Raw genomic sequence first — 21,908 nt, 5'->3', positions numbered from 1 at the left:
GTACAATTTTAACAGGAGGTGGAGAACGTGATCAGAGTTCTCAGTGTTTTTGGAACAAGGCCCGAGGCAATAAAGATGGCACCGCTCGTGAAAAAACTCGAAGAAGAACAAAACGTGGAAAGTTTGGTCTGTGTCACCGCTCAGCACAGACAGATGCTGGACCAGGTGCTGGAAGTCTTCGATATAAAACCAGATTTTGACTTGAACATAATGAAAGAAAGGCAGAATCTCTCCGATATAACCGTGAATGCGCTGTCTGGTCTTTACGATCTGATAGGAGAGTTGAAGCCGGATATCGTATTGGTTCAGGGAGACACGACGACCACGTTCGCAGGAGCGCTCGCGGCCTTCTATCACAGGATCCCGGTTGGCCATGTAGAAGCGGGCCTGAGGACGAACGACAGATACTCCCCCTTCCCGGAGGAGATCAACAGAAGACTAACGGGTGTTCTCTCCACAATGCATTTCGCACCCACAAAGAGGAACAGAGAGAACCTTCTGAGGGAGAACGTCATGGGGAAGATCTACGTGACGGGAAACACGGTGATAGACGCCCTCAGGTACACCGTGAAGGAGAACCACGTTTTTGAGAATCCAGTTTTGAGGAATATGGATTTTTCTGACGGAAGGTACATCCTCCTCACTTCACACAGAAGAGAGAACATCGGAAAACCCCTGGAAAACATCTGCAGGGCAGTGAGAAGGATCGTTGAAGGCTTCGAGGATGTGAAGGTGATTTACCCGGTTCACATGAACCCCGCTGTGAGAGAGATCGTATTTCCGATGCTTGAAAACGTGGAAAGAGTTTTCCTAATCGATCCTGTGAATGTGATTGACATGCACAATCTGATGGCAAGAAGTTATCTCATCATGACTGACTCTGGAGGAATACAGGAGGAGGCACCGGCCCTTGGAAAGCCGGTGATCGTTCTGAGAAAGGAGACAGAAAGACCCGAAGCGATCGAAGCGGGTGTAGCCGTTTTGGGAGGAGTGGAGGAAGAGAGAATATTCGAACTTGCAAAGAAGCTTCTTTTGGACAGAGAAGAATACGAAAAAATGGCGAAAGCCGTGAATCCATTTGGAGACGGCAGAGCTTCAGAGCGCATTGTGAAAGCGGTTCTTCACGAGTTCGGGCTTTCAGGTCCACCAGAGGAGTTCTGCTGATCACTTTCTTCTCTTTTCGAGTTCTCTCATGACATCCTGGATAGTGACACCAGCGTCGGCCATGAGGACGGTGAGGTGGTAGATCATGTCCGCTATCTCCCAGACGAGATTCTCTTTGTCATTCTGGAGATACCCCGTGATCACCTCTACCGCTTCTTCCCCGAATTTTTTGGCGATTTTTCCTTTGCCTTCCCTGAAGAGCTTCGCTGTGTAGGAACCTTCCGGCATCTCTTCTTTCCTTTCTTTAACGAGTCTGTAGAGATCCAGCCAGAAGGTGGGAGAGCCCGTTTCTTCAAACCTGTGCTCCACCTTGAAAAAGCAGGATCTGTTTCCCGTGTGGCACGCCACCTTGTCTTCTGGAAAATCAACGATGTACAGGTAAGCATCGTCATCGCAGTCCCTTCTTATTTCAACCACTCTCATCGTGTTTCCAGAGGTTTCTCCCTTTTTCCAGATTTTCTGTCTCTCTCTCGAGAAGAAATGCGCGTATCCCGTTTTCTTGGTGAGCTCCAAAGCCTCTTCGTTCGCGTAGGCCAGCATCAACACCTCACCCGTTGTTCTATCCTGAACCACCACCGGATAGAGCGTCATCACAACCCCTCCAGTCTCACGTTCACTCCGTGTTTTTTGAGGTACTCTTTCAGTTCTCTCACATCGATCTCTCTGAAGTGAAAGACAGAAGCCGCAAGGGCAGCGTCGGCACCTGCCAGAAACGCTTCGAGGAAATGTTCCATTTTTCCCGCGCCACCGGAAGCGATGATGGGAAGTGTGGTCAGCGGTCTCACGAACTTTATCATCTCCGTATCGTAACCCGATTTTGTGCCGTCTCTGTCGATGCTGGTGAGCAGGATCTCTCCTGCCCCCCTCTTTTCTACTTCAACCACCCAGTCTCTCAGAAGTATGCCCGTGTTCTTCTTTCCGGAGTAGGTGAAAACCATGAACTCTCCATCCACTCTTTTTGCATCTATCGCCACGACAACGGCCTGACTCCCAAAAGTTTGAGCGATCTGTGTGATCAGAGAAGGATTCTCCACAGCCGCCGTGTTTATGCTCACCTTGTCCGCTCCACGGAGAATGAGCTCTGAGGCCGTTTCAAAGTCGTGGATACCTCCTCCAACGGTGAACGGAATGTCGATCTGCTCGGCCACCTTTTCGACCAGTTCCAGCATGGTTTTCCTCTTCTCAACGGACGCGGTGATATCCAGAAAAACGAGTTCGTCTATTCCAATTTCGGAATAGAACTTCCCCAGTTCGACAGGATCACCGCTGTCCCTGAGGTTTTCGAAGTTCGTTCCCTTCACCACACGGCCGTCTTTCACGTCGAGACACGCGATTATTCTTTTAGCAAGCATATCTCTTCATCACCTCAACTGTGAGAATTCCCTCCAGAAACGCCCTTCCCACGATCACACCTTTGAGAAGCCCGTTCGTTTCTATGTGAACCTTCTGCGCTGTTTTCAAAGAGCTCTCCGAGGAGATACCACCCGCTGCGAGTACTTTCACTTCAGCTTCGATCGCTATCTTTTTGGTGAGAGAAAAATCGTGCTCCTGAAGAGTGCCATCTTTTTCGATCTCCGTGTGTACGATCTCTTCAAGGCCGTATTCTTTCAGTCTCTTCAGAAGAGAAATAGGATCGATCTCCTCTTCTGCCAGCCACCCTTTGAATGCGACTCTGCCACCTCGAGTGTCCAGACTAAACACAGGCTCCACATCGATTTCTCTCAGAGATTTCAGGAAAGAAGGATCTTCCAGAACCTTTGAGCTCACGATCTGTCTTTTGTATCCCAGCTTTCGGAGTTTTTCCGCGTAATCGAGCGATCTGATCCCGCCTCCGATCTGTATGTGCTCGGCAAATTCAGAGAGTTTCTCGAGAACTGGAAGGTTCTCGCCGCTGTTTTCTATCGCCTTCGAGAGATCCACCACGTGAATCAGTGTGAATCCTTCTTCGATGAGTTTTTTCACCAGTTCTACGGGATCTTTTTCGTAAAATATGGTGTTCTCTTTTCTTCCTTTTATCATCCTCGCTACTTTTCCTCTGAAGAGATCTATCGCCGGGACAACGAGCATTCGATCACCTTCTCAAGCAGTTTTCTTCCGATTTTTGAACTCTTTTCGGGATGGAACTGAAACCCCAGAATTCTCCCCTTCCTCACCGCAGATGGAAAGATCTCACCGTCGTATTCAGTTGTTCCCAGAACATGTTCCTCCTCGCACACAGCTCTGTAGGTGTGGACGAAGTAGTAATACCCGTTCGGAAACGTGTCTTTGAAAATCACCTCGTTCCAGCCCATGTGGGGAAGTCTTCTGCTCTTCAGTTTCACGACGTTTCCTTCTATGAGAGAAAGACCTTTCACGCCGGGTGCCTCTTCGCTTTCTTCAAAAAGAAGCTGCATTCCAAGACAAACTCCGACCACGTACCTCTCGTCTTCGACGTGTTTTCTTACGAACTCGATGAGATCATTTTCCCTAAGACGTCTCATCCCTTCGCCGAAATGTCCCACACCCGGGATGAACAGAAGATTGTACAGGTCGTTTCGAGGTGATTCCACGAGCTCTATCGAAACATCCTCAAAATTCTCGGATGCCCTTTTCACTCCGCGGTACAGATTCATTATGTTCCCCGGACCAACAGAGATTATTCCGATCCTCAATCTATCACACCCTTGGTGGTCTTTTTTTCTGAACTCTCCAGAGCCTGGGCAATCGCTAGTCCAAAAGATTTCATGGCAGATTCAGAGATGTGGTGGTCGTTCTTTCCGAAGAATTTGAAGAAATGAACCGTGATCCTTGCGTGGTTCACAAATCCGCACATGAACTCCTCGAATCCCTCGACGGGCATGTCCTCTATCTTTTCAACGGAGAATTCGAAATTCTTCTGGAAGAAGGGCCTTCCGGAAAGATCCGCGTAGCATCCCACCAGCGCTTCGTTCATGGGAACGGTGGCTTCACCGAATCTTCTCACTTTCGTGTAGTCGAAAAGCTCCCTGAATGCAAGCCCCAGTGAAATACCGAAATCCTCTATCAGGTGGTGAAGGATGCCATCTTTGCTTTCGCAAGTGCTCACTCTGAGACCTAGGCCAGAGTAATGACAGAAGGTGTTCAGAAGGTGATCGAAAAACTTCACCCCCGTGCTTCCTTCGAGTTTTCCGTGCACCGTGTCGAGTGTTATGGAAATCTCGATCTCGTTGGTGTTTCTCTGAACGATCACACCGTTTTCCAATCTTTCTACCGTCATTTGAACACCTCCAGTCCTCTCAGAATCATATCGTTCTCTTCGCGTTTTCCGATAGTGATTCTAACACCTTCCCTGAAACTGCGAACAGCGATGTTCTTCGTCCGGAGGTGTTCGAGAAGTCTTTCTTTTTCTCCCTTCTCCATGAATACGAACACGAAGTTTCCTCTGGAGTCGGTGATTCGGTATCCCATTTTTCTGAGGGCACTCTTCATTCTCTCACGTTCTTCCACGATGAACTTCGTTCTTTCTTCAAAGATCTCTCTGTGATCGAGAGCTACCTTCGCGAACATCTGGGAGACGTAGCTCACGTTGAAAGGAAGTCTCACTCTGTTGTAAGCGTCAATGAACTTCTCCGAGGCCACAACGTATCCGATACGTTGCGCTGCCAGGGAAAATGCTTTCGAGAAGGTCCTGATCACAGCGAGATTTTCGTATTTCTTCAGAAGATCCACATAACTTTCTCCGTGGAATTCGTAGTAGGCTTCGTCCAGCGCAACGAAGGCACCCGTTTTCAGGATTCTTTCTATTTCCTCTCTTTCGAAGACATGGCCCGTTGGATTGTTCGGGTTCGGGATGAAAACAACGTCTCCTTCTCCCACATTCACCTCAGGTATCCTCAGATCTTTCGTGAGCGGCACTTCCAGGAATTTCGCTCCAACTGCCTTCGCAAAGATTCTGTAACAGCTGTAGGTCGGGGGAAAGAAGACGGAACGGTCGAACATGAGCATCATCACGTAGATGATCTCATCCGCTCCGTTTCCCACAGAGACGTTGTTTTTCGAAAGGAAATCGGTGTCGAGGTATGAGAGTATCTTTTCTATTAATTCTTCATCGGGGGAGTCGTAGTAGATCCTCAGGGTGTCGCTGTTCAATCGTCGAAACACTTCATCCACGAGGTCCTCTGGAAAGGGAAACGGATTTTCATTCAGCGCAAGGTAGGTTTTGTCTCTCTTTTCGGTTTCGTACGGATACGCCCTCTTTGCAATCAAATCGAGAGGATTCACAGCTTTTCCCTCCTGACGTCTATCGCCCGAGCGTGGGCTTCAAAACCTTCCCAGCGCGCCATCTTCGAGTAAAGCTCGCCCTTTCTTCTGAAATCTTCTTCGGAGAGGTGTGTGATGAATATCTTCTTCGTGAAATCGGAAACCCTGAGTCCAGAGGAGAACCTCGCGGATCTGAAGGTGGGAAGAACGTGGTTCGGTCCCGCGCCGTAGTCTCCCACAGACTCGCAGGTGTACTTTCCAAGGAAGACAGATCCCGCGTTCTTTATGTGCCCCAGCGACTCAAACGGGTTTTCCACGAGGACCTCCAGATGTTCGGGGGCGATGAGGTTGGAGATCTCAAAGGCCCTTTTCAGACTGTCCGTCAAGATGATGGTACCGAAATTTTCCGTTGAAATCCTGGCCGTTTTTCTTCTCTCTTCTGGAAGAGCTTCCAGGTGTCTTTCAATGACCTGAGGTAATTTTTCGAAGACCTCTTTCGAAGTGGTTATCACCACACTCATCGCGTTCTCGTCGTGTTCTGCCTGGGAGAGGAAATCCGCAGCCAAGAGATCCAGGTCGGCACTGCCGTCTGTTACGATCGTGATCTCGCTGGGACCCGCTATGGAATCGATTCCAACGTCTCCGTAAACGTGTTTCTTTGCGAGCGTGACGAAGACTCCACCGGGTCCCACGATCTTGTCAACGGGTTTCACTGTTTCCGTGCCGTATGTGAGGGCGGCTACCGCGTGAGCCCCTCCCATCCGGTAGATCTCCTTCAGACCGAGAATTTCGCAGGTTTTCAAAATATATGGAGAGATGCCTCCGTTTTCATCCGGTGGTGTCGTGACAGCGATCCTTTCCACACCAGCAACGATAGCAGGAACCGCGCACATGAGGAGCGTGGAAAAGTACGGAACCTTTCCTCCAGGAACGTAGATTCCCACACTCTCGAGAGGAACAACCATCTCTCCCAGGAAGCTTCCACCCTTCGTCGTGAAAAAGAAAGATCTTTCCTCCTGTCTTCGATGGAATTCCTTCAGGTCTTCTATCACGATTTTTATCGTTTCAACGAATTCTTCCTCTACTTGGGCTTCCGATATTTCCTTCTCTGTGACACGAAGGTTCTCGATGCCCACCGGGTGCTTCTCGAACCTTTTGAGGAATTCCTCGAGGGCTCTGTCTCCTTCTTCTTTCACTCTCCTGATGATTTCTTTTACGGTCTCTTCCACCTGCGATACAGATTCCATCCTTTGTTTCAATAGTCTGAGCACTTCTTTATCCCCGGGATTGTTCATTAGAATCATGTTCGATCACCTCCTGGAGCTTTTCAAGGAAGGAAACCACCTCTTCTCTTTTCGTTCTGTAACTCACCGGATTCACCACAACATGGGTTCTTATGACGAATATTTCATCGAGAATCTCCAGGTTGTTCTCTTTCAGTGTTCTTCCAGTTTCGGTGATGTCCACGATGAGATCTGAGAGTCCGGCTATTGGAGCGAGTTCGACAGAACCTTTCAGCGGTATTATGCGACAGTGCCATCCTTTGGATTCGCAGTATCTCTGAGTTACGTTCGGAAACTTCGTGGCGATTCTCTTTTCACCCTCTGGTATTCCCCTTCCCTTCGGACCGGCAAGAACCATTCTGCTGATGTTTGTGGGAATGAAGAAGGGCTGAATGAGACTGGTTTCTTTTTCGAGGAGTACATCGGTTCCACAGAATCCAATGTCTGCCACTCCGTGAACGAGATACGTTGGTACATCGAACGGTCTCACCATGAAACAGACGATATCCTTCCCTTCTCGAAGAATAGAAGACTCCCTTTCGAAAGTAACTCCCGTTTTTTTCAGGTAGGTCATCACCTTCTCTTCTAACCTTCCTTTGGGGATTGCCAGTTTCAGCATGTTTTTCCCTCCAGAAAGATGGATCCACCCACACCTTTTTCTCCGTTCACTGTGTACTCTCCGCCGGCAGCTACGAGTCTGGAAGAAGATGTGTCGTAGATGGTGAATATCAGGCCACAGTACTCTTCGATCGTTCTCGCGAGGGTGAGATCGATCTCAACGGAAACGGTGGGGAACTTCTCCTGAAGGAAGGAAGATGCTGAAAGCAGATCTTCCCTCACCGAAAGCGGGAGATCCATCGTCTTCAGATGTTCCGGTGATCTCCGGTATATGCTGTCTTCGATAATCTTCTCTACCCTGGAAAGATCAATTTTCTTCATGTGAGAGAGAAACTCGATTTCTGCGAGGTTTTTCATGTCGATGAGATTCAGAACCTTCTCGTGGAGGTCCTTCGGAATTTCTTTCAGTAGATCCTCATAAACACCGGTGTGTCCTATTTCCACTATCACCGGACCTTCAAAAAATTCCGATGCGCTTTCGACGATGATCTCGAGAACTTCCAGCGAATCGTCCATAGAATTCCTTGGAACCTTTTCGAGTCCAAGTTGATACTCCGCCACCAGATCACTTCCCGAGTATCTGTAAACGAAATCGGCGTACCAGACCTTGATTTGAGAATCGGGGGAATATCTTTTACGATGGTTGAGGACGGTTTTTGTGAAATCTTCTCTGATGGAGAAAAGATTGCCCTTTCTGTCGAGGAAAAAATTCCCCGCCGGTTCTTCTGCCTTTTCGAGCGCTGGGACGAAGAACGGTGAGAATCCTTTTTTCGTGGCTTTACTGTAGAACGAAACCACCTTCTCGAAGTCCAAGAAATCCACCTCCCTAACAAACGAAAAGGCCACGTCTTCTCGACGTGGCCCGTGCGATCTCCCACCATCACACACCCGGTGGAGAAACCGCCGGGCCGTAGCAATGATGGTGGTGTTCACCGAAAAACATTTTCATGATTGCATCCCACATTTTCATACCCTTTCACTCCTTTGGTTTTTATTCTACCATTCTTGCCGTGGAATTCACTTTTTTGAATAATAATTTTAAAAAAACCGGTGTTAGAATAATCCCGTGACAGGGAGGCGAAGAGTATGAACGAAGCAATGTTAGTTCTATTGTTTGCGATCCTCGCTTACTACTTCATCATATTCGGAAAGATCGCCAAATCCGTTGTAACCCTGCTCATTGCACTCGTTCTCATGGCAATAAAAGTTGTCGAAGGTCTCGATCTTAGAAACATAGGTGAAGTGGTCGATTTCAACACACTGGGGCTTCTCTTAGGAATGATGATCATCGTTCACATATTGAAGGGGACTGGTTTCTTCGAATATCTTGCAATTTCCGCTATAAAGATTTCCAGGGGTAGATTCTGGCTTCTGTTCGCCTTCCTCATGGTGCTCACCGCTGTAACCTCCGCGTTCCTCGACAATTTGATCACCATCATTCTCGTCTCTCCTATATTGTTTTTGATACTCGATACGATGGAAGTGAATCCCGTGCCTTTCTTTCTCTTCACGATCTTCATAGACAACATCGGAGGAATGTCAACACTCATCGGAAGTCCTTTGAACATCGTACTTGGTTCGATAAGCGGACTCAGCTTCAACGATTTTCTGAAAAACATGGGGCCTGTGACTGTTCTCATGTTCGTGGTCGTCTTTTTCCTTTTCAAGAGGTACGTTCGCATCGATGAAAAAGCCTTTGAAAAACTGAGAAATATTTTAGATGTGGACCCGAAACGATCGATCACAGACCCGGTGGTTCTCAAAAAATCGCTGTTTGTTTTCCTCTCGACTCTGGTGTTGTTCGGTCTTCATTCCCTCGTGGAAGTGGAGCTTTCGTTGATAGCGCTCATAGCTGCCTGTGCACTCCTTCTCATGCTTGGAAAGGATTTCGAAAAAGTGTCAGAAGGAATAGACTGGGACACGCTGTTCTTCTACACAGGCCTCTTCATCATCTCGTACTCTCTGGAACAAATCGGTGTTATGGAAGTCATAGCCAGTTTCCTGAAAGCTCTATCTTTCAACAGATTCCTGTTCGTTGTCACATTAACATGGATCTCCATCCTTTCCACTGCTTTCCTGAGTGCTGTTCCCGCGACTCTCATAATCGCTCCCACACTGAAAATTCTCGTCTCGCAGGGTTTCCCCGCTTCACTGTGGTGGGTGTACGCCGTCGGTGCGAATCTTGGAACGAACCTGACACCTCTTGGAGCCGTTCAGAACATAGTTGGTCTTTCCCTTCTGGAAAAGCACACGAAACACACGGTGAGTTTCAAGGAATTTTTCAAGGTGGCGTGGAGCTTCATGTTCATACCGTTCATAATCGCAACGCTCTATTCACTCATCATCTATTAAGAACCTCACCACTTTTTTTGCGATGTATCTCCTGAAGAAGTAAGAACCTTTGTGACCCGATGGAAGATAGATGGTCTTCTTGTTCTTGAGAAGCTTGTGAAGGCACGCGTAAGACTGGTACGGTATCACACGGTCGAAGAGCGCCCAGAAGAATAGCACTTTCTGGTCAACGAACGGAGCGAAAGATGCCGGGTCGTAGAAATAGCAACCCACCGGTGGTTTTTTTCTGATATCTTCGATGGAGTTGAACGACTTGATAATCTCAGGGGCATTTCCTCTGTTCTTGATACAATCCTTCTCCGATCTACAACCGTATTCGTTTCCATTCTTCCTGTAGAGTTCTCTCAATCTCTCCGTGTAAGGTGAATACCAGTTGATCCATCTCCAGTCCCCACCGGAACAGCAGATAACACCCTTCTCGATTCGTTTTTCACGGGCGAGTGCTATGGTTGTTATCATTCCTCCGAAGCTGAAGCCCATCAACGAAATTGGTTTGTCGTTGTCTCTCTTCACAACATCAACCAGATCGATCACGTCCTGCACAGCCTCGTCGAATCGCTTCACACAAAAAGAGGGTGAAGAGTGGTAGAAAGGCTCCCCTCCATACCAGTTCTCCGGTGCACGTTTTTCGTGATAGGGAAGGATGAGAAACCAGGTTTTGATGTTGTACTCTCTGAACTTCTCTCCAAACCAGAGAAGGTATGGAATATTTCCGTTTCCTATCCCGTGAAGGAAGATCAGATTGCGTTCAATCCTCTTTGGCTCAAAGACATAGACCCGCACAGTTTTGCTTTCTTCAGCGATGGGATCGTACGAAGCATCGAACGTTATCAGTCTCATTTCAGACACCTCCGATTATTATTTTAAACATGATAGAATCTAAAGATGAGGTGATAGGAATGGTGGATTTCAAGATGACGAAGGAAGGTCTCGTACTTCTCATAAAAGATTATCAGAACCTCGAAGAAGTCTTGAACGCGATCTCCGCTCGCATCACCCAGATGGGAGGATTTTTTGCCAAGGGAGACAGGATCTCTCTGATGATCGAGAATCACAACAAACACTCTCAGGATATACCAAGGATCGTTTCTCACCTGAGAAATCTCGGTCTTGAAGTCTCACAGATACTCGTTGGAAGCACTGTCGAGGGAAAGGAAAACGATCTGAAAGTGCAGTCACGAACGACGGTTGAAAGCACCGGTAAAGTGATAAAAAGGAATATTCGATCCGGTCAGACTGTTGTTCATTCCGGTGATGTGATAGTCTTCGGGAACGTGAACAAGGGGGCTGAAATCCTTGCCGGAGGTTCTGTTGTTGTTTTTGGAAAGGCGCAGGGCAACATACGTGCGGGATTGAACGAAGGAGGACAGGCCGTGGTAGCCGCCCTAGATCTTCAAACCTCCCTCATTCAAATAGCGGGTTTTATCACGCATTCCAAAGGAGAAGAAAACGTGCCTTCTATCGCACATGTGAAGGGAAATCGTATAGTGATCGAACCGTTTGACAAGGTGAGCTTTGAAAGGAGTGAATGAAGATGGAAACCGGAAAACTCTTGATGGAACTGTCGAACCTCGACGGCCCTTCAGGTTACGAGACGAACGTGGTTTCTTACATAAAGTCAGTCATTGAGCCCTTCGTGGACGAAGCGAAAACAACCCGCCACGGAAGTCTGATCGGATACAAAAAGGGAAAGGGGATAGGAAAACTCGCGTTTTTTGCCCACGTGGATGAAATCGGTTTTGTTGTTTCAAAGGTGGAGGGGCAATTCGCCAGACTCGAGCCCGTGGGTGGAGTGGATCCGAAGGTCGTTTATGCCTCAAAGGTGCGAATCTACACAAAAAACGGGATCGAACGCGGTGTGATCGGAATGCTTGCTCCACACCTGCAAGATTCGGAATCCAGAAAGAAAGTCCTCACATACGATGAAATTTTTGTCGATCTATCTCTGTGTGAGGGAGATGTTCGTGTAGGGGACATTGCAGTGATAGATCAGACGGCTTTCGAAACGAATGGGAAGGTGGTCGGGAAGGCTTTGGACAACAGAGCGAGCTGTGGAGTTCTTGTGAAAGTACTCGAATTTCTCAAAAGATACGATCACCCATGGGATGTCTATGTGGTCTTTTCTGTTCAGGAAGAGACAGGGTGCTTAGGGGCTCTCACAGGTGCGTACGAGATAAATCCCGACGCGGCGATCGTGATGGACGTTACGTTCGCTTCCGAGCCTCCATTCAGTGATCACATAGAGCTTGGAAAAGGTCCGGTGATAGGCCTGGGACCGGTTGTGGATAGGAATCTTGTTCAGAAGATCATCGAGATAGCGAAGAAACACAACGTTTCCCTTCAGGAAGAAGCGGTTGGTGGAAGGTCCGGCACGGAAACGGATTTCGTTCAGCTTGTTCGAAACGGTGTTAGAACGTCTCTCATATCCATTCCCTTGAAGTACATGCACACTCCCGTTGAAATGGTGGACCCGCGCGATGTGGAGGAACTCGCTAGACTTCTCTCCCTTGTCGCGGTAGAACTGGAGGTGTGATAGATGTATCTCAAAGAGCTTTCGATGATGCCGGGTGTGTCTGGAGATGAAGGGAAGGTCAGGGATTTCATAAAGTCAAAGATAGAAGGTCTTGTTGACAACCTTTACACCGATGTCCTTGGGAATTTGATAGCTTTGAAAAGAGGAAGAGATTCTTCGAAAAAACTGCTCGTTTCGGCTCACATGGATGAGGTCGGTTTCGTTGTGAGCAAAATAGAAAAGGACGGAAAAGTGTCGTTCTTGCCCGTTGGGGGAGTCGATCCCAGGATACTTCCCGGAAAGGTGGTTCAGGTGAAGAATCTCAAAGGAGTTATCGGCTACAGACCGATCCACCTTCAGCGCGATGAAGAGAACACTCCCCCAAGGTTTGAGAACCTGAGAATTGATTTCGGTTTTTCTTCGGCAGACGAAGCGAAAAAGTACGTATCAATAGGAGACTACGTCTCTTTCGTGAGTGATTACATCGAAAAGAACGGCCGGGCAGTCGGGAAAGCGTTCGACGACAGAGCGGGTTGTTCTGTTCTGATCGATGTTCTCGAAAGTGGTGTGAGTCCCGCTTACGACACGTACTTTGTCTTCACAGTTCAAGAAGAGACGGGTCTTCGTGGAAGTGCAGTTGTGGTGGAACAGCTGAAACCCACCTGTGCCATCGTCGTGGAAACCACCACGGCCGGCGACAATCCGGAACTGGAGGAAAGGAAATGGGCAACACATCTGGGTGACGGTCCTGCCATCACCTTTTACCACAGAGGATACGTGATCCCAAAGGAGATCTTTCAGACCATCGTGGATACGGCGAAGAACAACGACATTCCGTTTCAGATGAAGAGAAGAACCGCTGGGGGAACGGACGCGGGACGTTACGCCAGAACCGCCTACGGAGTACCAGCAGGTGTGATCTCCACTCCAGCTCGGTACATTCACAGTCCGAATTCGATCATAGATTTGAACGACTACGAAAACACGAAGAAACTCATAAAAGTACTTGTCGAGGAAGGAAAAATCGTGGAGGTGGTCTCATGAAGGAACTGATCAGAAAGCTGACGGAAGCCTTCGGCCCAAGTGGACGGGAAGAAGAGGTGAGAAGTATCATCCTCGAGGAACTCGAAGGGCACATAGATGGCCACAGGATCGATGGGCTCGGCAATCTCATTGTCTGGAAAGGAAGCGGCGAGAAAAAGGTGATACTGGACGCTCACATAGATGAGATAGGTGTTGTCGTCACAAACGTGGACGACAAGGGATTTCTGACAATAGAACCCGTCGGCGGTGTCTCTCCGTACATGCTTCTTGGAAAAAGGATCAGGTTCGAAAACGGTACAATAGGCGTTGTTGGTATGGAAGGTGAAACAACAGAAGAAAGGCAGGAGAATGTGAGAAAGCTCTCGTTCGACAAGCTGTTCATCGATATCGGTGCAAATTCCAGAGAAGAAGCACAGAAGATGTGCCCAATTGGAAGCTTCGGTGTCTACGACAGTGGATTCGTCGAAGTTTCCGGGAAATACGTCTCGAAGGCGATGGATGACAGGATAGGATGTGCCGTGATCGTGGAAGTTTTCAAAAGAATCAAACCCGCTGTTACGCTCTACGGTGTTTTCAGTGTTCAGGAAGAAGTGGGACTGGTCGGTGCCTCGGTGGCGGGGTACGGCGTACCAGCGGACGAGGCCATCGCGATCGATGTGACGGATTCGGCAGACACTCCGAAGGCCATCAAGAGACACGCAATGAGGCTCTCCGGTGGACCCGCTCTGAAAGTGAAAGACAGGGCATCGATCAGCAGCAAACGCATCCTCGAAAATTTGATAGAAATCGCGGAAAAATTCGATATAAAGTATCAGATGGAGGTTCTGACGTTCGGCGGTACGAACGCCATGGGGTACCAGCGGACTAGAGAAGGGATTCCTTCGGCCACGGTGTCTATTCCCACACGATACGTTCACTCACCCAGTGAGATGATCGCACCAGATGATGTTGAGGCAACGGTCGATCTTCTCATCAGGTATCTGGGGGCGTGAGAGATGGCCAGAATCACTCTTTCCGATGGCCAGTCAAGGTTTTTGTTCTGGCTGATCGTCGTTATTTTCGGTGTGGCTATAGCTCTGCTGTCCTGGAATATTTATTTGAAATTCCAGCTCAGAAACGTGAAAGTAGAGATCGTGGAGATAAAGCCCGTGGAGTTGAAGATACCTGAAGAAATAGAAGAGTCCTTCTCGGTAACACCTCCACCGACTCCCCTCCTCGTGGAATTCGAGGAGTTCGACTACGAGAAGTTGAGAGACGAGATGGCGGATTTCGTCTCTGAAGATCAGGTGGTTTCTTCCTTCGTTGTGAAGAAGGAAGATGCTCTGAGGATCATCAGGAGGTCGGGTCTTCCGTATCTCATTTCTCCTGTTTCAACGGACACCTATTCGGTGGTTCTCCTCGGTGAGTTCGAGGATTTCTCGCAGGTTGCCCAGAGGTCCCTTTATGGAGTCTTTGTGATAACAACGCTGTCTGAGAGTCTTTCAAAAGAACTCGCTTACGATTTGAGAGTGGCAGGTTATCCTTCCTACGTTTACGCCTTCCAGAAACTGGATAAGAAGTACTACTCCGTGGTGGTGGGAGCTTTTCCAACACTCCGACTTGCCGAAGATTACTTTGAAAAACTGAACTGGGAAGACATCATGAAGCGGGTGAAGGTGAACAGGCCGGGATACGCCGGGAGGCTGATCAGTCCTTGAGACTCAGAAAGCAACATCAAAGAACAATTCTGTTCGTGGCACTTGTTTTCTTCATATTGCTTGGAATTGTTATGGAACGAGAAACGAGAACAGAAGAGGACACAACAGCTTCTCAGAAGGTGGTCGCCTTTCCTGTGGAGCTGAACACCGCTTCTCTGGAGGACCTGATGTCGATTCCAGGGATCGGGCCTGTGAAAGCCCAGAGGATCATCGATTACAGAGAGTCACACGGTGGATTTTCGAGTGTAGAAGAATTGAAGAACGTCTCTGGAATCGGAGAAAAAACTCTGGAGAAGATTTCCAGATATGTGACCGTCGAAGGAGTTGAACAACATATCAAAAGAGAAGTCACAAAACTGAACGTGAACACAGCTTCGGTTGAAGAACTCGAAACCCTTCCCTACATAGGTGAAGTAAAGGCAAAAGCCATTGTCGAGTACCGAGAAAAAAACGGTCCCTTTCGTTCTCCCGAAGATCTTCTGGACGTGCCTGGAATAGGTGAAAAGACGCTGGAGAAAATAGGAGGAAAAATCACATTTTGAAAGGAGGAATAAGCATGAAGAAACTGCTCCTACCCCTCGTTCTGGCAGGTGTTCTCCTTGCAACGCTACTCGTTTCACAGAGTTCCTCGAGCCCTTCCCTGAGGGTAGCCTACGTCGATGTTGAAAAAGCAACGGAGAGTTACTACAAGTGGCAGGATCTGAACGAAAAGTACAAGAGAGACTATTCTTTCTATCAGAACAAATTGAAGGAGATGGAGGATGAGCTCAAAAAGATGCAGGAAGAAGGAAGACCTCAGGAAGAGATACAGGCAAAACAGAAGGAGATTCTCTCGAAAAAGGCTGAATACGAAAATCTTCTGAAGTCCGAATACCAGCAGAAGATTCAGGAAGTGATGAAAGAAGTTGTGAGTAAAATCCAGGAATACGCGAGTGTTATGGGATACGATCTTGTGATTGCGAAACAGATGGTTCTCTATGGAAAGCCATCTTACGATATAACAGACCAGGTGATCGCTTACATCAATCAGAAATGATGGACGTTTTGAGATGCGAGAACCTCAAAAAGAGGTTCGGCAGAAGATACGTCGTGAACGGAGTGAATCTGGAGTTTCACAGGGGTGAGATAGTCGGTCTTCTCGGTCCCAACGGAGCCGGGAAGACCACTATTTTCAACATGATTCTTGGTGTCGTTGTACCGACTTCGGGAAAGATCATCTTCAGGGATGTTGACATAACGAAGTTTCCCGTTTACAGGAGAGCAAGGCTCGGTATCACCTATCTTCAGCAGGAGACTTCGATCTTCGGCGGCCTCACTGTGAGGGAAAACATAGACCTCGTGCTTCGCTTCCATGAAAAAGATAAAGAAAAAAGAGAAAGAAAAATAGAAGAACTCCTCCACGAATTCCATCTGAAACACCTCGAGAATCAACCCGCGAGCTTTCTTTCCGGGGGAGAGAAGAGAAAGCTGGAACTCGCAAGAATGATGTGTTTGAATCCCGCTTTCATTCTGCTTGATGAACCCTTCAGCGGAATAGATCCGAAGACTGTGAAAGAAATTCAAAAAATGACCCTGGAATTGAAGCAGAAAAATTTCGGAATCGTCATCACCGACCACAACGTCGATGAACTCGTTGAGATCGCCGACAGGATCTACGTCATCTACAAGGGAGAGATTCTCGCCGAAGGTTCTCCTGAAAGAATTTTGGAAGACGAAACAGTGAGGGAGGTGTACCTCGGAACGTGAAAAAAGTCGTCGTTGTCGGATACTCCGGACTGGTGAACAAACCTCCGGTGTCGGAACTTCGAGATATTTGTCTGGAACTTGGAAGAACCCTGGCAAAGAAAGGGTACCTCGTGTTCAACGGCGGAAGAGACGGTGTGATGGAACTCGTATCTCAGGGGGTCAGAGAAGCGGGTGGAACCGTGGTGGGAATACTTCCCGATGAAGAAGCTGGAAATCCGTATCTTTCCGTTGCTGTGAAAACGGGCCTTGACTTTCAGATGAGATCTTTTGTTCTTTTGAGAAACGCAGATGTAGTTGTCTCGATTGGCGGAGAGATTGGAACAGCGATAGAGATTCTGGGAGCTTATGCGCTAGGGAAGCCTGTGATCCTGCTGAGAGGAACGGGTGGGTGGACGGACAGGATCTCTCAGGTTCTGATAGACGGAAAGTACCTGGACAACAGAAGAATCGTAGAGATTCATCAGGCGTGGACTGTGGAGGAAACTGTTCGGATCATAGAACAGATTCTCTGAGCCAGTTCATGTATTCAGGAAGGACGTTTCCCACTTTCAGTGTGAAGATCGCGGGTGTTTCGTATGGATGAAGTTTTCTCAACTCTTCGTAGAGTTCCTTTTCTTTTTCTTCTGTAGTCTTGAAAATAGCCGCCCACTCTTTGTCTTGAACGATTTCACCTTTCCACCAGTATCCGGATCTGATTTCGAACGCGTTGAAGCAGGCTATCAGCCTTTTCTCGAGGAGTTTCCTTCCTATCTCGAGCACTTTTTCTTCATCTGGAAAGGTCGAATACACGAGTATCATTCTATCCCTCCTCGATCAATCTGTGGAGTTTTTCGAAGTGATCGCTTTTTCCCACCACCATGAGCCTGTCTTCCGGGAGTATCTTCGTGTCTCCTGTCGGATTGAAGATCACCTCTCCTCCACGTCTGATCGCAATGACGATGGTTCCGGCTCTCTTCGCAAGGTTTATTTCACCGAGCGTTTTGTTGGCAACTGGACTCTCTGGGGGTATTACCACTTCCTCTATTCTAAAGGATTCCTCGCCGAAGGAGAGAATGTCCAAAAAGCTTATAGTAGTGGGATTGAGAGCCATCTGAGCGAGCCTCACACCCGCGAGCTCCGATGTGGCGATCACTTTGTCCGCCCCCGCGTAAACGAGCTTGCTCAAAGCCTTCATGTCAGAGACTCTAGATACGATCTCGAGATTCGGATTCAAGGACTTTGCGGTGAGAACAACGAACGTGCTTTTCGCGTCGTCGGGAAGCGTCACCACAAGAGAACGAGCCCTTTCAACCCCCGCTTTCATGAGAATTTCCTCTTCTGTGGCATCTCCCACAACGTAGGGGAATTCCTCTCCCAGAAAATCTTTGAGTCTGGCGATTGCTTCTTCCGATTGATCTATCACAACAAAGGGCTTCTTTGCTTTCATTATCTCCAGGGTGGTGTGCCTTCCTGTTCTTCCCGCTCCCACTACGATGAAGTGTTCTTTGAGTTTATCTATCATCTTTTTCATCCTCCTGTTTCTGAAGTACTCTCCTATGTGTCCCTCAACGATCATCGATGTCACCGATGTGAAACCGTACAGCACGATCGTCACACCAGCGCTTATGAGAATGGAAGCTATCACCTTTCCAGCTTGAGAGAGGTTCTCAGGAATAGAGTATCCCACCGTAGAAACTGTGATGAGCGTGAAGAAAAATGAATCGAAAAGGCTCCAGCCCTCTATCAGATGAAAGGCAACCGTTCCGAAAACAAATACGAACACTATCATGAGTGCGAGTATGATCACATTTTTTTTCACACCTTTATACCTCCTCATACAAATATTACAATATTTTGACTGCCTCTTGTAGTCCTCTCTGTTTGTTTTATAATTAATCAAAATCTCTGGCATATAAATTCCATTTGGGGAGGGAACGGTAGTGAGAAACCTTAGAAGGCCAAATGCGAACGAAGCGACTGGAACGTTCAACCGTTCGAGGGATGTTGTCCCTATGTCAGGTCTGTGCGCCAAGTGTGTTGATGGCTGTACCGGAGGATGTGAAACCTGGCTTGCGTCGTTCAGAGGAAGAGAGGTTCTCTATCCAGGTCCATTCGGAGAAATCACCGCGGGTGCCGTCAAGGACTATCCCGTTGACTACTCACACCTTAACATTCTAGGTTACGCACGCGGTGCGGAAGGTCTTCCCGAAGGAGTGGAACCAGGTCCTGACACCGCAATATTCACGAACGTTGATACAACCACAGAGTACGGCTGGGACATCAAAGTGAAGATGAAGGTTCCCATATTCACGGGGGCCCTTGGTTCCACAGAAATCGCGAGGAAGAACTGGGATCACATAGCGGTGGGAGCTGCCATCAGTGGAATAACGGTTGTCTGTGGAGAAAATGTAGCGGGTGTCGATCCGGATCTGGAACTCGACAGCAACGGAAAAGTGAAGAAATCACCGGAACTCGACAGGAGAATAGAAATATACAAGAGATACCACGACGGGGAATACGGTGAAATACTTATTCAAATGAACGTTGAGGATACAAGGCTGGGTGTTGCGGAGTACGTTATAAACAAACACGGTATCGAAACCATTGAGCTCAAGTGGGGCCAGGGAGCCAAGAGCATCGGTGGAGAGATAAAGGTGAGATCTCTTGAACGTGCTCTGGAACTGAAAAGAAGAGGTTATATAGTTCTTCCCGATCCCGAACTTCCGGAAGTCCAGAGAGCGTTCAAAGAAGGAGAAATCAAGGAGTTCGAAAGACATTCAAGACTTGGTTTTGTCTCTAAGGAGTCCTTCCTGAAAGAAGTGGAAAGACTCAGAAAACTCGGATTCAAGCGAATCACCTTGAAAACGGGAGCTTACTCGGCTGTTGAACTTGCCATGGCTCTCAGATACGGTGCTGAGGCGAAGGTGGATTTGATCACCGTCGATGGAGCACCGGGTGGAACGGGTATGAGCCCGTGGCCGATGATGAACGAGTGGGGAATTCCTACGTTTTACCTCGAGGCTTTGACGTATCAATTCGCGGAAAAGTTGAGCAAGAGAGGAATCAGGGTTCCTGACATAGCCATAGCCGGCGGTTTCTCCACAGAAGACGGTGTTCTCAAGGCCATTGCGATGGGTTCTCCGTACGTGAAGGCCGTCTGTATGGGAAGGGCTCTCATGATACCCGCGATGGTGGGAAAGAACATAGGCGAGTGGCTCAAGAGCGGAAACTTGCCGAAGACAGTTTCGAAATACGGAACAACCGTAGAGGAAATCTTCGTCACCTACGAAGAACTGAGATCCCGATTTGGAGAGGAAGAAGTCAAGAAATTGCCTCTTGGTGCCATAGGAGTCTACACGTTCGTTCAGAAGTTCAAAACGGGCTTGCAGCAACTCATGGCAGGTGCGAGAAAGTTCAGGCTCTCTGCTCTTTCCAGAAAGGATCTAATCGCTCTCACAAAAGACGCAGCAGAAATCTCAGGAATTCCATACGTTATGGAATCTTACAGGGACGAAGCGGAAAGGATCCTCGAGGAGTGAAACAAGAAATGGGAGAAATCAAAGGGGAGCTGATGCTCCCCTTCAGCTTTTTGGAAAGACTATGAACTTGATGGCTGTCCGCTTTTCGTTTTCGATCTCGACGTCCGTGAAGGCAGGAACGAAAACGAGATCGATACCACTCGGTGCGAGATACCCCCGAGCAATGGCGATGGCCTTCACTGCCTGGTTCACTGCACCGGCTCCGATGGCCTGAATCTCCGCTTTACCGTGCTCCCTCACCACACCGGCAATAGCACCAGCGACCTTGTTAGGATCGGACTTCGACGATACCTTCAGTACTTCCATGTTACTTACCCCCTTCGTTGTGTGATCTCAACATTATTTTACCACGCCTCAACGTTTTCTTCTAAAAATGTTCAGTGTGTTCAACCTTTCTCTGATCCACGGAACCGTTCCTGAGAAGAACGACTCCTTCACAGCCTGGATCAGAGAATCCACTTTTTGAGGTGTTCCAAGATCCATCCTGGATATTATGTACGCCGCCGATGCTCTCAAAAAGAACGATATGAACATGGTGAGTCTGATAGCGGATATTCCAAAGGGAAGACTGATGTTCTCCAGCAAGGCAACTAAAACGCTTGCAACTAAAGATCCAGCGAACAAAGAAAGATTGGACAGACTGTTGAACACAGAGAAGGCTTCAGTTTTGAGGGATGAAGGTGCTGTGTACATGAGGGTGTAGAAAACAAGCTGGCTTGTTCCTGCTGTTACGAATATACCAATTATTATCTGGAGGAAGAAGACGTAAAGGAACGATCTAGGAGTCAGTGCCCAGAGGAGAATAACAATCGCATGAATCCACAGACAGACTTTGAGAAAGTATTGAAATCCATACCTGTCTCCCAACTTTCCCCAGAAAGGTTGGAAGAGAGTTCCTATGAACATTCCCACCGCGTTCAGAACACTTATTTGAAGATAGGAAAACTCGACCTCTTTTAAAAGCATCACGTTTATATAGACCGTACCAACACCTATGGCAAATCGCCAGAAGGCGAATCCAAGAAGAAAGTTTTTGAAGTGTTCTTCTTTCAGGAGAAACTTCACGGCTTTTGTTATGGAAACAGACGCCTCGCGTGGTTTGTACGGTGGCTCGTACTGTATCTTCAAGAAGTATCCGTTCAGTGCCCCGAGAGAACCCGCTATGAGAAAGAGTGTGCCAAAACCTTTCCAGTTTTCTCCAAGAGAATCGAGTATCGCGCCTGCAAGGAACATAGCGGGAATCTGAACCGCTCCATGAATGAGATTTCTGAAACCAAAGTAGCTTCCGATCATATCTTTTGGTACCAGATCTGACATCCAGCTCTGCCAGAGAGGAGCAGACAGGGCACCAGCGATCTGGATGTAAAAATAAAGAAGATACGCAAAGAGAAGACCATGCCTGATAGCGGGAAATACGGCGAACAGCAATATGGACGTTCTGGCAGTCCACATCAGTGGAACGATGATCTGTTTCCTGGATTTCAAACGATGTGAGAATGAGAGTGTGAGAAGTTGGAGCGTGTTTGCCAAAAATGGAATAGAACCGAAAAGGCCAATGAAGAAGCTTGAGGCTCCCATCCACAGGAAATAGCCCGTCAGATAAGCTCCACCGAAGAACTGGTTGATGAGAACAGCAAGCGCTCCTTCTATGATGGATATGTTCAGCGCTCTTTTTATTTTTGGATCCAACACCACTTCCTCCTCAAGCCGTTTTGACTTCAGACATGGTATCACTGAAAGATTAATGGATTGGTTC

General features: G+C 48.0%; 26 protein-coding genes. 12 read left to right on the top strand and 14 right to left on the bottom strand.

From position 1 onward, the window contains the following. Nucleotides 1–27 precede the first annotated feature (27 nt). On the top strand, nucleotides 28–1,164 hold the full coding sequence (gene wecB / locus T2812B_RS09040) for a non-hydrolyzing UDP-N-acetylglucosamine 2-epimerase (protein ID WP_008193373.1): 1,137 nt from the start codon (nucleotides 28–30) through the stop codon (nucleotides 1,162–1,164). Here the strand turns inward: wecB and hisIE are convergent, their stop codons facing one another. Genes hisIE through T2812B_RS08995 form a run of 9 tightly spaced genes read right to left on the bottom strand, consistent with a single transcriptional unit; the run spans nucleotide 1,165 to nucleotide 8,105 of the window. Continuing rightward, complete coding sequence (hisIE, locus tag T2812B_RS09035) at nucleotides 1,165–1,755, bottom strand: bifunctional phosphoribosyl-AMP cyclohydrolase/phosphoribosyl-ATP diphosphatase HisIE (RefSeq protein WP_008193375.1); 591 nt, start codon at nucleotides 1,753–1,755, stop codon at nucleotides 1,165–1,167. Then, nucleotides 1,755–2,516 carry an imidazole glycerol phosphate synthase subunit HisF gene (gene hisF, locus T2812B_RS09030; RefSeq protein ID WP_008193378.1) on the bottom strand — a complete coding sequence of 254 codons (762 nt, stop codon included), beginning with the start codon at nucleotides 2,514–2,516 and terminating at the stop codon, nucleotides 1,755–1,757. The genes hisIE and hisF overlap by 1 nt, the downstream gene beginning before the upstream one ends. Continuing rightward, nucleotides 2,506–3,231: a 1-(5-phosphoribosyl)-5-((5-phosphoribosylamino)methylideneamino)imidazole-4-carboxamide isomerase gene (hisA, locus tag T2812B_RS09025; protein ID WP_008193379.1), complete on the bottom strand. Its 726-nt coding sequence runs from the start codon at nucleotides 3,229–3,231 to the stop codon at nucleotides 2,506–2,508. Before hisA ends, hisF begins: the two co-directional genes overlap by 11 nt. Beyond that, entirely contained in the window at nucleotides 3,210–3,815 is a 606-nt protein-coding gene (gene hisH / locus T2812B_RS09020) for an imidazole glycerol phosphate synthase subunit HisH (RefSeq protein ID WP_008193381.1), read from the bottom strand. Before hisH ends, hisA begins: the two co-directional genes overlap by 22 nt. Next, on the bottom strand, nucleotides 3,812–4,399 hold the full coding sequence (gene hisB, locus T2812B_RS09015; RefSeq protein WP_008193383.1) for an imidazoleglycerol-phosphate dehydratase: 588 nt from the start codon (nucleotides 4,397–4,399) through the stop codon (nucleotides 3,812–3,814). The genes hisH and hisB overlap by 4 nt, the downstream gene beginning before the upstream one ends. Next, nucleotides 4,396–5,403, bottom strand: a complete 1,008-nt coding sequence (gene hisC / locus T2812B_RS09010; protein ID WP_008193385.1) for a histidinol-phosphate transaminase — start codon at nucleotides 5,401–5,403, stop codon at nucleotides 4,396–4,398. The genes hisB and hisC overlap by 4 nt, the downstream gene beginning before the upstream one ends. After that, on the bottom strand, nucleotides 5,400–6,686 hold the full coding sequence (gene hisD, locus T2812B_RS09005; protein ID WP_008193388.1) for a histidinol dehydrogenase: 1,287 nt from the start codon (nucleotides 6,684–6,686) through the stop codon (nucleotides 5,400–5,402). Before hisD ends, hisC begins: the two co-directional genes overlap by 4 nt. Beyond that, entirely contained in the window at nucleotides 6,658–7,284 is a 627-nt protein-coding gene (gene hisG, locus T2812B_RS09000) for an ATP phosphoribosyltransferase (protein ID WP_008193390.1), read from the bottom strand. The genes hisD and hisG overlap by 29 nt, the downstream gene beginning before the upstream one ends. Next, nucleotides 7,278–8,105, bottom strand: a complete 828-nt coding sequence (locus T2812B_RS08995) for an ATP phosphoribosyltransferase regulatory subunit (protein WP_081501920.1) — start codon at nucleotides 8,103–8,105, stop codon at nucleotides 7,278–7,280. Before T2812B_RS08995 ends, hisG begins: the two co-directional genes overlap by 7 nt. 264 nt (nucleotides 8,106–8,369) lie before the next feature. On the opposite strand from T2812B_RS08995, the gene T2812B_RS08990 reads away from it, so the two are divergent. After that, complete coding sequence (locus tag T2812B_RS08990) at nucleotides 8,370–9,635, top strand: ArsB/NhaD family transporter (protein WP_008193393.1); 1,266 nt, start codon at nucleotides 8,370–8,372, stop codon at nucleotides 9,633–9,635. Here the strand turns inward: T2812B_RS08990 and T2812B_RS08985 are convergent. After that, nucleotides 9,618–10,475 carry an alpha/beta fold hydrolase gene (locus T2812B_RS08985; RefSeq protein ID WP_008193404.1) on the bottom strand — a complete coding sequence of 286 codons (858 nt, stop codon included), beginning with the start codon at nucleotides 10,473–10,475 and terminating at the stop codon, nucleotides 9,618–9,620. The genes T2812B_RS08990 and T2812B_RS08985 overlap by 18 nt on opposite strands. Nucleotides 10,476–10,534: 59 nt before the next feature. On the opposite strand from T2812B_RS08985, the gene minC reads away from it, so the two are divergent. The 9 genes from minC to T2812B_RS08940 are packed head-to-tail and all read left to right on the top strand — an operon-like array spanning nucleotide 10,535 to nucleotide 17,146. Continuing rightward, nucleotides 10,535–11,167, top strand: coding sequence for a septum site-determining protein MinC (gene minC, locus T2812B_RS08980; RefSeq protein ID WP_008193407.1), 633 nt, complete (start codon nucleotides 10,535–10,537; stop codon nucleotides 11,165–11,167). A 2-nt stretch (nucleotides 11,168–11,169) separates the two neighbouring features. Beyond that, nucleotides 11,170–12,168 carry a M42 family metallopeptidase gene (locus T2812B_RS08975; RefSeq protein WP_008193410.1) on the top strand — a complete coding sequence of 333 codons (999 nt, stop codon included), beginning with the start codon at nucleotides 11,170–11,172 and terminating at the stop codon, nucleotides 12,166–12,168. Nucleotides 12,169–12,171: 3 nt separating this feature from the next. Then, on the top strand, nucleotides 12,172–13,191 hold the full coding sequence (locus tag T2812B_RS08970) for a M42 family metallopeptidase (protein WP_004080462.1): 1,020 nt from the start codon (nucleotides 12,172–12,174) through the stop codon (nucleotides 13,189–13,191). Then, entirely contained in the window at nucleotides 13,188–14,183 is a 996-nt protein-coding gene (locus T2812B_RS08965) for a M42 family metallopeptidase (protein WP_004080460.1), read from the top strand. The genes T2812B_RS08970 and T2812B_RS08965 overlap by 4 nt, the downstream gene beginning before the upstream one ends. A 3-nt stretch (nucleotides 14,184–14,186) precedes the next feature. Beyond that, nucleotides 14,187–14,888 carry a hypothetical protein gene (locus T2812B_RS08960; RefSeq protein ID WP_004080457.1) on the top strand — a complete coding sequence of 234 codons (702 nt, stop codon included), beginning with the start codon at nucleotides 14,187–14,189 and terminating at the stop codon, nucleotides 14,886–14,888. After that, nucleotides 14,885–15,430 carry a ComEA family DNA-binding protein gene (locus T2812B_RS08955; RefSeq protein ID WP_008193417.1) on the top strand — a complete coding sequence of 182 codons (546 nt, stop codon included), beginning with the start codon at nucleotides 14,885–14,887 and terminating at the stop codon, nucleotides 15,428–15,430. The genes T2812B_RS08960 and T2812B_RS08955 overlap by 4 nt, the downstream gene beginning before the upstream one ends. A gap of 14 nt (nucleotides 15,431–15,444) precedes the next feature. Then, on the top strand, nucleotides 15,445–15,924 hold the full coding sequence (locus tag T2812B_RS08950) for an OmpH family outer membrane protein (protein ID WP_029683396.1): 480 nt from the start codon (nucleotides 15,445–15,447) through the stop codon (nucleotides 15,922–15,924). After that, nucleotides 15,921–16,634 carry an LPS export ABC transporter ATP-binding protein gene (lptB, locus tag T2812B_RS08945; protein WP_004080452.1) on the top strand — a complete coding sequence of 238 codons (714 nt, stop codon included), beginning with the start codon at nucleotides 15,921–15,923 and terminating at the stop codon, nucleotides 16,632–16,634. The genes T2812B_RS08950 and lptB overlap by 4 nt, the downstream gene beginning before the upstream one ends. Further along, nucleotides 16,631–17,146, top strand: coding sequence for a TIGR00725 family protein (locus tag T2812B_RS08940; RefSeq protein WP_008193424.1), 516 nt, complete (start codon nucleotides 16,631–16,633; stop codon nucleotides 17,144–17,146). Before lptB ends, T2812B_RS08940 begins: the two co-directional genes overlap by 4 nt. Here T2812B_RS08940 and cutA read toward each other — a convergent pair. Next, the gene (gene cutA, locus T2812B_RS08935) at nucleotides 17,127–17,432 is read right to left on the bottom strand and encodes a divalent-cation tolerance protein CutA (RefSeq protein ID WP_008193426.1); all 306 of its coding nucleotides are present in this window, start codon (nucleotides 17,430–17,432) and stop codon (nucleotides 17,127–17,129) included. The two genes, T2812B_RS08940 and cutA, sit on opposite strands and share 20 nt — an antisense overlap. 1 nt (nucleotide 17,433) lies before the next feature. Continuing rightward, nucleotides 17,434–18,432, bottom strand: a complete 999-nt coding sequence (locus T2812B_RS08930) for a TrkA family potassium uptake protein (RefSeq protein WP_008193428.1) — start codon at nucleotides 18,430–18,432, stop codon at nucleotides 17,434–17,436. A gap of 121 nt (nucleotides 18,433–18,553) precedes the next feature. Here T2812B_RS08930 and T2812B_RS08925 point away from each other — a divergent pair, with 121 nt between their 5' ends. Beyond that, nucleotides 18,554–20,152 (top strand): FMN-binding glutamate synthase family protein, encoded by a 1,599-nt coding sequence (locus tag T2812B_RS08925; RefSeq protein WP_008193430.1) that lies wholly within the window; start codon nucleotides 18,554–18,556, stop codon nucleotides 20,150–20,152. Between the two features lie 42 nt (nucleotides 20,153–20,194). Here T2812B_RS08925 and T2812B_RS08920 read toward each other — a convergent pair whose 3' ends face one another. Both T2812B_RS08920 and T2812B_RS08915 read right to left on the bottom strand, forming a co-directional pair. Next, on the bottom strand, nucleotides 20,195–20,458 hold the full coding sequence (locus T2812B_RS08920; protein WP_004080441.1) for a stage V sporulation protein S: 264 nt from the start codon (nucleotides 20,456–20,458) through the stop codon (nucleotides 20,195–20,197). Nucleotides 20,459–20,506: 48 nt separating this feature from the next. Then, a complete protein-coding gene (locus T2812B_RS08915; protein ID WP_008193433.1) occupies nucleotides 20,507–21,841 on the bottom strand; it encodes an MFS transporter in 1,335 nt (444 codons plus the stop codon). Between the last annotated feature and the right edge of the window lie 67 nt (nucleotides 21,842–21,908).

The organism is Thermotoga sp. 2812B (assembly GCF_000789335.1).
Taxonomy (GTDB): domain Bacteria; phylum Thermotogota; class Thermotogae; order Thermotogales; family Thermotogaceae; genus Thermotoga; species Thermotoga maritima.
This window is presented reverse-complemented; position numbering and strand designations above follow the sequence as displayed.

Excerpts from the sequence above, each read along its gene's own strand:
- hisIE (WP_008193375.1), bottom strand. The coding sequence starts at position 1,755 with ATGACGCTCTATCCGGTGGTGGTTCAGGATAGAACAACGGGTGAGGTG.
- hisF (WP_008193378.1), bottom strand. The coding sequence starts at position 2,516 with ATGCTTGCTAAAAGAATAATCGCGTGTCTCGACGTGAAAGACGGCCGT.
- hisA (WP_008193379.1), bottom strand. The coding sequence starts at position 3,231 with ATGCTCGTTGTCCCGGCGATAGATCTCTTCAGAGGAAAAGTAGCGAGG.
- hisB (WP_008193383.1), bottom strand. The coding sequence starts at position 4,399 with ATGACGGTAGAAAGATTGGAAAACGGTGTGATCGTTCAGAGAAACACC.
- hisD (WP_008193388.1), bottom strand. The coding sequence starts at position 6,686 with ATGATTCTAATGAACAATCCCGGGGATAAAGAAGTGCTCAGACTATTG.
- hisG (WP_008193390.1), bottom strand. The coding sequence starts at position 7,284 with ATGCTGAAACTGGCAATCCCCAAAGGAAGGTTAGAAGAGAAGGTGATG.
- T2812B_RS08990 (WP_008193393.1), top strand. The coding sequence starts at position 8,370 with ATGAACGAAGCAATGTTAGTTCTATTGTTTGCGATCCTCGCTTACTAC.
- T2812B_RS08985 (WP_008193404.1), bottom strand. The coding sequence starts at position 10,475 with ATGAGACTGATAACGTTCGATGCTTCGTACGATCCCATCGCTGAAGAA.
- minC (WP_008193407.1), top strand. The coding sequence starts at position 10,535 with ATGGTGGATTTCAAGATGACGAAGGAAGGTCTCGTACTTCTCATAAAA.
- T2812B_RS08975 (WP_008193410.1), top strand. The coding sequence starts at position 11,170 with ATGGAAACCGGAAAACTCTTGATGGAACTGTCGAACCTCGACGGCCCT.
- T2812B_RS08970 (WP_004080462.1), top strand. The coding sequence starts at position 12,172 with ATGTATCTCAAAGAGCTTTCGATGATGCCGGGTGTGTCTGGAGATGAA.
- T2812B_RS08965 (WP_004080460.1), top strand. The coding sequence starts at position 13,188 with ATGAAGGAACTGATCAGAAAGCTGACGGAAGCCTTCGGCCCAAGTGGA.
- T2812B_RS08960 (WP_004080457.1), top strand. The coding sequence starts at position 14,187 with ATGGCCAGAATCACTCTTTCCGATGGCCAGTCAAGGTTTTTGTTCTGG.
- T2812B_RS08950 (WP_029683396.1), top strand. The coding sequence starts at position 15,445 with ATGAAGAAACTGCTCCTACCCCTCGTTCTGGCAGGTGTTCTCCTTGCA.
- lptB (WP_004080452.1), top strand. The coding sequence starts at position 15,921 with ATGATGGACGTTTTGAGATGCGAGAACCTCAAAAAGAGGTTCGGCAGA.
- cutA (WP_008193426.1), bottom strand. The coding sequence starts at position 17,432 with ATGATACTCGTGTATTCGACCTTTCCAGATGAAGAAAAAGTGCTCGAG.
- T2812B_RS08920 (WP_004080441.1), bottom strand. The coding sequence starts at position 20,458 with ATGGAAGTACTGAAGGTATCGTCGAAGTCCGATCCTAACAAGGTCGCT.